7 protein-coding genes and 1 pseudogene are annotated in these 8,699 nt (G+C 63.3%); 5 read left to right on the top strand and 3 right to left on the bottom strand.

The genetic code is table 11. The features are described from left to right. The first annotated feature begins 106 nt into the window (after window positions 1-106). Window positions 107-1,267, top strand: a complete 1,161-nt coding sequence (locus HP499_RS16805) for a glutamate--cysteine ligase (RefSeq protein ID WP_172325355.1) — start codon at window positions 107-109, stop codon at window positions 1,265-1,267. Between the two features lie 243 nt (window positions 1,268-1,510). Here the strand turns inward: HP499_RS16805 and HP499_RS16800 are convergent, their stop codons facing one another. Beyond that, window positions 1,511-1,912 carry a VOC family protein gene (locus HP499_RS16800; RefSeq protein WP_011773069.1) on the bottom strand — a complete coding sequence of 134 codons (402 nt, stop codon included), beginning with the start codon at window positions 1,910-1,912 and terminating at the stop codon, window positions 1,511-1,513. Between the two features lie 136 nt (window positions 1,913-2,048). After that, window positions 2,049-2,447: pseudogene (locus tag HP499_RS16795) on the bottom strand (helix-turn-helix transcriptional regulator); the annotation flags it as partial. Window positions 2,448-2,473: 26 nt separating this feature from the next. Between HP499_RS16795 and HP499_RS16790 the strand changes: the two are divergent. The 4 genes from HP499_RS16790 (at window position 2,474) to HP499_RS16775 (ending at window position 7,461) form a co-directional block, all read left to right on the top strand. Next, a complete protein-coding gene (locus HP499_RS16790; RefSeq protein WP_172325357.1) occupies window positions 2,474-3,091 on the top strand; it encodes an alpha/beta hydrolase in 618 nt (205 codons plus the stop codon). Window positions 3,092-3,317: 226 nt separating this feature from the next. After that, window positions 3,318-4,337 carry a LacI family DNA-binding transcriptional regulator gene (locus tag HP499_RS16785; RefSeq protein ID WP_172325354.1) on the top strand — a complete coding sequence of 340 codons (1,020 nt, stop codon included), beginning with the start codon at window positions 3,318-3,320 and terminating at the stop codon, window positions 4,335-4,337. Window positions 4,338-4,351: 14 nt separating this feature from the next. Then, on the top strand, window positions 4,352-5,077 hold the full coding sequence (locus HP499_RS16780) for an HAD family phosphatase (protein ID WP_172325353.1): 726 nt from the start codon (window positions 4,352-4,354) through the stop codon (window positions 5,075-5,077). An 83-nt stretch (window positions 5,078-5,160) separates the two neighbouring features. Then, window positions 5,161-7,461, top strand: a complete 2,301-nt coding sequence (locus HP499_RS16775; RefSeq protein WP_309138410.1) for a glycosyl hydrolase family 65 protein — start codon at window positions 5,161-5,163, stop codon at window positions 7,459-7,461. Window positions 7,462-7,475: 14 nt separating this feature from the next. On the opposite strand, the gene HP499_RS16770 is transcribed toward HP499_RS16775, so the two are convergent. After that, on the bottom strand, window positions 7,476-8,699 hold a 1,224-nt coding region (locus HP499_RS16770), incomplete at its 5' end, for a CdaR family transcriptional regulator (protein ID WP_172325352.1).

The following is an 8,699-nucleotide window of genomic DNA, read 5'->3' as shown; positions in this document are numbered from 1 at the left end:
ACTTGCAGACGCAGGTACTGCATTGCCGTTGCGGTTTCCAAATGGAGGTTCCGCGCCACGTTGGATGACTGCCGTCTCTGAATAACCAACAGCGGGAGGGGTGGCTATGCGCACGTTTGGTGTTGAAGAGGAACTGTTGATCGCGGATCCGGCGGACGGTACGCCTTTGGCGCTGGCCGCAGACATCCTTGATGTTGCTGCTCCGCACTTTGGCGAGGCGGAAGGCAGTGCCGGTGATGAGCATGGCGCCGGGAACGCGACGCTGAAGTCCGAATTCAAGCAGGAGCAGGTGGAGGTCAACTCGCGTCCCTGCCGGACTGCGGCTGAACTCAGGGACGAGATCCGTGCAGGGCGGGCATTGTCCGACAAAGCCGCACGGACTGTGGGTGCGCGCGTCGCCGCATTGGCCACCCCGCCCGTCTTCCACGCCACTCCCACCACGGGGAACCAGCGGTATGCGGCCATGGGGACGGAATTCGGGTTGATTTCGCGTGAGCAGCTCACCTGCGGCTTCCACGTCCACGTATCCATAGAATCGCCGGAAGAAGGGGTCGCTGTCCTTGACCGGATGCGGCACTGGTTGCCGGTGCTTCTGGCCTTGAGCGGCAATTCTCCTTTCTGGATGGGAGCCGATACCGGTTTCGCCAGCTACCGGACACAGATCTGGAACAGGTGGCCCACTGCCGGCCCCATGGATGTCTTCGGTTCCGTGGAGGGTTACCAGGAGATGCTTTCGGAGTTGTTGGGTACTGGCGTTCCGCTGGACGAGGGCATGATCTACTTCGATGCCCGCCTGTCCAGGGGACATCCCACTGTTGAATTGCGGATCGCGGATGTCTGCCTTTACGCCGAAGACGCCCTCACCATTGCCGTGATCGCCCGTGCCCTGGTGGAAACATCGGCGGCCGAATGGCGGCGGGGAAAACCGGCGTCGAGCACGTTGACGCCGGTCATCCGCATGGCCAACTGGAAAGCCAGCCGCTTTGGCATCAACCACCAACTGCTTCACCCCCTGGAGCAGCGGCCCTATCCTGCTTCAGACGTAGCAGCAGCACTGCTCCGGCACGTTCGCCCGGCGCTCACAGCCACCGGTGATCTTGCCCTCGCCCGGGCAGGAGTGGCGAACATTCTCCGCCGGGGCACCGGCGAACGGCTGCAACGCCAGGCGTACAGCCAGCGTCGCCGGTTGTCCGACGTCGTATCCGCCGCCATTGCCTCCACGCACCAGGACGGCGAACGGTCCGACGCCGGGGTGCTGAGTCACTAGGGAAATTACTGCAAGCGAAGAAGTAGTGCAGGCGAAGAAGTCCGGCGGGTGAAGGGGCAGCGGGCAGACAGTACGACGGCGGCGGGTCGCCTCGGGTGCGGCGGCAACCGGCAGTCAGTACGACGGCGGCGGTCGCCTCGGGTGCAGCGGCAACCGGCCGCCGTCGTAATGCCGCAGTGGAAGACGAGGGTTGAGCCCGTCAACCGGCCGTACAGCCCGAGCAGAACCCTGGCGTTAAGCCCGTCAGCCCTGGTTGATACGGATCATATTGCCTGACGGGTCGCGGAAGGCACAGTCGCGCGGCCCCCAGGGCTGATCGATGGGTTCCTGGAGAACTTCGGCGCCTGATGCGCGGAGCTTCTCGAAAGTAGCGTCCAGGTCATCCGTGGTGAACACCAGCATGGGCATAACACCCTTGGTCAGGAGTTCCTGGATGGCATCGCCGTCGGCCTGTGAACGGCCGGCGTGCGGCGGGGAAAGCACCAGTTCAAGATCCGGCTGGGCGTCGCTGCCTATGGTGACCCAGCGCTGGCCATCCGAGCCGACGTCGTTCCTTACGTCGAAACCCAGGGCGTCGCGGTAGAAGGCAAGCGACTCATCCACATCGTTGACGGTGACATGTGCATACTTCAATGAAATGTTCATGAATCACACGCTATTGCAGCTGTGGCGCTGGCGCTTCTTCAATCCTGCTCAGTCCATCAGGCACCGAAGCAGGAGCCGAAACCGGGGCCAGGGCCGCGGCCGAAACCGGAGCAGAAGCCGGAGCCGAAGTCTTGCCCCCATTGCGTTCGGGCCGCGTGTGCTGCTTGGCGATACAGGAGGGCATGGCCTTGACGGCATGGTGCTCGCGCGAGCGGTATTCGCTGGGGTTGATGCCAACGATTTCCGTGAATCGCGTGCTGAAGGAGCCAAGCGACGTACAGCCGACTTCCATGCAGGCGTCCGTGACGCTGGTGCCTGCCCGGAGCAGGGCCATGGCCCGTTCGATCCGCCGGGTCATGAGGTAGTTGTAGGGGGATTCGCCGTAGGCGGCCTTGAACTGGCGGGAGAAATGCGCGGGTGACATGAGCGCTCCGGCGGCCATGGTGGGCACATCCAGAGGACGCGCATACTCGCGATCAATGAAGTCGCGGGCGCGCCGCAGATGAGCCAGGTTGGCCAGTTCCTGCGGAGTCATGGCGCCAGTCTACTAGGCTCATGCCCATGGATTCAGTGGTGTGGTCAAAGCCCGAAAGCCAGCGCGCGGGCACTCCGTTGCTGGTGATGATGCACGGTTATGGAACCAGCGAGCAACGCATGGTGGACCTCTTTCCGCATCTTCCCGGCGAGTTCACGTGCGCTGCACTTCGCGGCCCGAAAGTGATTGGCGACGACTACGGCTGGTTCCTGTTGGACTACTTCCTGACCAACGACTTTGCTGATGTGATTGCGTCCACCAACACGGTGTTCAACTGGATCAACTCGGTCAAGGACAATCACAGCAGCGTGAGCCTGCTGGGGTATTCGCAGGGTATGGCCATGGCCAGTACGCTCCTGCGGTTGCGGCCCCAGGCCTTCAAGGCCACGGTGGGCCTGTCCGGTTTTGTGCTGGACAACGACCTCCTTGCCCTGAGCGAGTCCTTCGATACCCCGCCGCCGTTTTTCTGGGGGCGCGACAAGGCCGATCCCGTCATCAATGAGGACGCGATTGCCCACACAGCGGAGTGGCTGGAAGCCAATGTGGCTTTGACGGCACGCACTTATCCGGGGATGGGCCACAGGATCGAACCGCCGGAGCTGGTGGACGTCAGTGCGTTCCTGAAGTTCTACGTCCTGGGGTGATGTTCCGGGTTGAAGTTACGGGTTGATGTTCTGGGCTTGATCCCCGGATTAGACGTCATCCGGGCTCCCGAATCAATCTCTTGGTGAGATTCGCGTCACAATTTCGCATTCGACCGCACTCTATTGAATGACAAAATTGTAAGCGCTTACACTTTTGGCTGGTGACCCGGTCCGGGTCACACGTGAAGGCGTTAGGCGAGCGTGGAAAGGGCTGAGGCGGTGTTGCATGGTTAGGACTCACAGGGCGACAATCCAGGACGTGGCCGTCCTCTCCGGGTTGTCCATTTGCACGGTATCCCGGGCCCTCAGGAACCTCCCGAACGTTTCTGAAAGGGCTCAACAACAGGTAGCCGGGGCTGCCGCCAAGCTGGGTTACAAGGCCTCGGCCGCAGCGTCCAGGTTGGCGGGCGGCAGGACGGGTTCAGTTGCGATAGTGGCCCCGACAGCCACCTCCTGGTTCTTCGCCCAGGCCGTGGAGGCAGCTGAGGAAGTCCTCGGAGACAGTGGCTACGACACCGTGCTGATCAGCCTGCGCAACAAGGACAGTGTGCGGCGGCAGTTCTTCGCAGACCTGGGAAACCTCGCGCAGAGAGTGGACGGGCTGCTCCTGCTCACCCTTGACCTGGTGCCCGGCGAAGTGGACGCACTGGAGGCGTGCGGACTGGCGATAGCCAGCGTGGGCATGGAAAATGTTCCGTGGGACAATGTAGCTATCGATGACGAACACGCAGCCTGGCAGGCAACCCAACACCTGCTGGGGCTGGGCCATTGGGACTTGGCCGTTCTCTCGAGCAATGAACACCCCGTTGTGACTGAGACTCCACGGTTCCGTGGCTTCAAGCGTGCGCTGGATGAACATCACCTCACCGTCCACCCGGACCTTGTGGTGGGTGCCGGGCCAAGCATCGATGACGGCCGACGGGCAATGACGGAACTCATCGCCCGTGGCGCGAGGCCCACGGCGGTGTTCGCCCATTGCGATGAAGCCGCGTTTGGAGCGTTGAAGGCGCTCCGCGAATACGGTTTATCCGTGCCCAAGAACGTGTCAGTGATCGGAATGGACAACCACCCCATGAGCGGGTTCCTTGGATTGAGCACCGTGGCGCAGCCCGTGGCAGACCAAGGCGCCTTCGCAGCGAACCTGCTGTGCGAACGACTCCTGAATACCGAAACCCCCCATCAACCCTTCAACCACCTGCTCGATACCAAGCTCATCGAACGCAAAACCACGCGCCACAAGCGCTGAACGGACTACTGCACATGACTGATCTTCGTAATGCCTGGACCGGCGCCTCGGCGCTGTTGTTCGACCTCGACGGCGTGCTGACGCCCACTGCCGTGGTGCATGAGCAAGCGTGGCAGGAACTGTTTGATGCTTACCTTGCCGGGACCGGCCACCCGCAGGGATACCAGGAGAGCGACTACTTCGACCACATCGACGGCAAGCCGCGGTTCGATGGCGTCCGGGATTTCCTGGCCTCCCGCGGCGTCACCCTGCCTGAGGGGCCGGTTCATGACGACCCCGCGAACCAGACCGTGCAGGGCCTGGGCAACCGCAAGAACGCCATCTTCAACGAGATCGTCAACTCCCGCGGTGTTGAACCCTACGAGGGGTCGGTCAAGTTCATCAACGCCGCATTGGAGCTGGGTCTCAAAGTGGCGGTGGTTTCGTCCTCCCGGAACGCGCCGGCTGTCTTGAAGGCCGCCGGCCTTGACCACCACTTCGAGGTGGTGGTGGACGGCCAGGTGGCTGCCGCCGTCGGACTTCCCGGTAAGCCGGACCCGGCCACGTACGTCTATGGCGCGGGCCTGCTGGGCGTGCCTGTGGAGGAATGCATCGTGGTGGAGGACGCAGTGTCCGGCGTCCAAGCCGGCGCAGGCGCCAATTTTTACGCCGTGATCGGCGTGGACCGCGGGGCGGGCCGCCAAACCCTGCTCGACGCCGGCGCCACGCTGGTGGTCGACGACCTCAACGACCTTCTCTGACCCTACTTTTTCGAAGGACTTCAACCGCCCAGGCACTCATCAGCTCCGATCGGCTGCGCTTCCCCTGCGAGCCCTGGAAGCTCGTGGAGAACATCCACGTCCCCGGTGACGAGGGGACACTGGAAACGTTGTTCGCACTTGGCAACGGCCACCTTGGCATCCGCGGCTCGCACTCAACCGCGGGCGACGGCGAACTTCCCGGCACGTTCATCAACGGATTCCACGAAATCTGGGACATCAAACATGCCGAGAATGCGTATGGTTTTGCGCGGACCGGCCAGCGGATTGTGTACGTTCCGGATGCCAACAATTTCACGGTCTCCATTGATGGCGAAGCCCTGAGCCTGGCGGAGTCTGCCGTGGTTGACTACCACCGCAGCGTCGACTTTTCCACAGGCATATACGAAGAATCCATCACGTGGGCCTGCCGCTCGGGCGCTACCGTCACCACCGTAGAGCGCCGCGCGGTGGGGTTCGATTCGCGCGGCTGCCTTGGCCTTGAACTGTCGCTGACAGCTGACCGGGTGGTATCCGCGGACATCACCTCCGGCGTCGTGAACCGCCAGGACCAGCCTGTGGAGGACCACTCGGCCCACGACCCCCGCCGTTCCGGACGGCACGCCGGCCGCGTCCTCCTGCCGCTCCACCTGCAAGGCGCCGATGGCTCCCTTCGCCTCGCGTGGGAGACCTCGGAATCGCGCCAACGCGTGGCCATGGCCGTGGATCACTGGATTTCCGCAGAAGGCCAGCCCTTCGAAACCCTGGTGGGGGAGGACGACTCGTCCGTCCGCTACGTTCTGGCAATCCACGACGGCGAGACGTTCCGTTTGGAGAAAACGGTCAGTTACGTCGTCGCCGGTTCCTCGGACGCCGAAGACCGCGGCGAAAGCCTGGCAGCCGACGCCGAAGCGAACCTGGTGCCGTTCGCCGACATCCTGGCCCAAAGCAAAGCGCACTACAACGAATACTGGACCACGGCCGACATCCTGATCGGCGGCCAGCCGGAGATGCAGCAGGCGGTCCGATGGGGCCTGTTCCAGCTGGCCCAGGCCACCGCCCGTGCAGGAGTGGCCGGTATCCCGGCCAAGGGTGTGAGCGGTTCGGGCTACGAAGGCCACTACTTCTGGGACCAGGAAATCTACCTCCTGCCCTACCTGACGTACACCAACCCCTGTGGTGCCCGGAAGGTCCTGGAATCCCGCCACGCCATGCTGCCCGACGCGCGGGTGCGTGCCAAAGAGCTCAGCGTTGACGGCGCACTGTTCCCCTGGCGGACCATCAACGGCCTGGAAGCCAGCGCCTACTATGCCGCCGGTACGGCCCAGTTCCACATTGCCGCGGCCATCGCTTTCGCGGCCAACCGGTACGAGTGGGCCAGCGCAGACGCCACCTTCCGCGGCGAACTGGGTGCTGACCTGCTGATCGAAACCGCACGTATGTGGGCCTCGCTGGGCTTCTTCGGCAAGGACGGCATGTTCCACATCCACGGCGTCACCGGTCCGGATGAATACACCGCCGTGGTCAATGACAACTTGTACACCAACGTAATGGCGCGCTTTAACCTTCGTGCCGCCGCGGCGTTGGAGCACGAGGGCATTGCCGATACCGAGCGTTTGGTGTGGCGCCAGGCAGCTGAACGGATGTTCCTTCCGTACGATCCCCACCTGCAGCTCCACAGCCAGGACAACGATTTCATGACCTTGGAGCCGTGGGACTGGAACACGCCCAAGTCCAAATACCCGCTGCTGCTGAACTTCCACCCGCTGGTGATCTACCGGCACCAGGTCCTCAAGCAGGCCGATACTGTGTTGGCGATGTTCCTCCAATGGCAGGACTTCTCAGCCGAGGAAAAGCAGCGCGCATTCGACTTCTACGATCCCATCACCACCGGTGACTCCACGCTGTCCGCCTGTGTCCAGGGCATCATGGCCGCCGAGGTGGGGTACGGGGACGTCGCGCTCCAGCACTTTACCGAGGCGCTGTTCATCGACCTGGACAACTCGCACGGCAACACGATCGACGGCGTCCACATCGCCTCCACCGGAGGGATCTGGAGCTCCTTGGTCTGCGGCTTTGCCGGCATGCGGGACCAGGGAGAAGTGCTGCGTTTCGATCCGCGCCTGCCCGTGGAATGGGAGGGCCTGTCCTTCCGGCTCAAGGTCCAGGGCCGCCTGCTGGCCGTTGACCTGGCGCAGGGTTCCCTGGCGCTCACACTCGTCTCCGGGGCTGACTACAGTGACGAACCGCTGACCGTGAACGTGCGGGAGGACGTTGTGACCGTAGGTACGGACACCGTCACGGTGCCCCTGGAAACAGTGCCGGTGCCACCGCCGTCGATCTTCCCCAGCCTCTTCCCAACGGCGGGACTTCCGATTATCCGGTAGCTTCCGGCCGGGAGCTATGTGGAGGAAAGGTCCATGGTGGTCAGGCGCAGCCACAGCCACAGCCGTTTCTGCGGATCCGCCAGGTCAAGGTTGAAGTCCTCGGCCAGGCGGGTCACGCGGTACCGGACGGTGTTGTTGTGGACGTGAAGCCGGGCGGCCATGGCTGAGATGTTTCCGTTGCTTTCAAGATAGGCGCGGAGGGTATCCAGGTAATCTGTTTGCTGCTCGGCATCCCTGGCCTGGATCCGGGCGATTTCGTCCGTGCCGCCCAGTCCGTTCTCCTCAATGAACGCCCCGATCTTGAGCAGGTTCAACGGGATCTGGAAGTCCTCATAGAGGGCAACTCCCGGTACTTTGCCTTCGCTCCGGGCCCTTCCAGTGCCACCTTGTTTTCCGTCGCGCGTATGCAGGTTCAGCAGGTGGTTCAGTGTCTGGACTGCCTCGGACCTGGACCGGGGGAGGTCCTCGATGCCATCGGCGATGCCGCCCACGGTGGCGATGACGGAGTAGGAACTGATGGTGTGTGAGTACGCCTGTATTTCCTGGATGAGCCGCCCGTGCACCGCCCGGGGCGAGGTCCCTTTGCAGGGCAGGATCGCGTAGACCACTGAGCCGAGCAGGGCACTGTGTCCCGTGCCGAATTGCACGGTGCACACCGTAGTCACCAAGTGCAGGAGCCGGTGGATATCGCGCACTGATTCCAGGCTTCCGGACTCCGGGCGGACAATCGAAAAGGCGGCCACAGCCAGCCCGTTCGCGGTGTCCAAGCCCAGCTGGGCGGCGGCGAAGATGGCATGCGGAGTATCATCCATGAGCGTTCGGATGAGGTCAGCGTTGCGGCGCTCCCCGAAATCGGAGGCAGAGCGGGCATGCAGCATGTGCAAGCCCGCCAGCGGAGCCATCCGGTCCAGCGCATTGAGCGCCGCAGCCCGGTTCTCCTCGCCGGGGTCGATGATCCAGATGGAGCCCAATAGCTCCCCTCCAGCCCGGACGGCCAGCGCAAGGCGGGCCATGCCGTCGTCGGGCGCCGGCACCAGGACCGCCCCAGGGGCGGCGTAGACAATCTTGAAATCCTGGTCGAACGCCGGCGGGGTGGTCTCTTCCAAAGTCAGGGTAGTGATGCGCCGGAGCTCATCAATGGGCTGGCCCGGCAAGGTTGAATAGCCCAGGATGCGGCCCAGCGGATCCACGATGCTGGCGGCGCCGTTGGTGATGGAGGCCGCGGCGTTGGCGAAAGC

Source organism: Paenarthrobacter sp. CM16, assembly GCF_013179505.1.
In the GTDB taxonomy this organism is placed as follows: Bacteria; Actinomycetota; Actinomycetes; order Actinomycetales; family Micrococcaceae; genus Arthrobacter.
The sequence above is the reverse complement of the archived record's forward strand: the minus strand, read 5'-3'. Positions and strand labels throughout refer to the sequence as shown.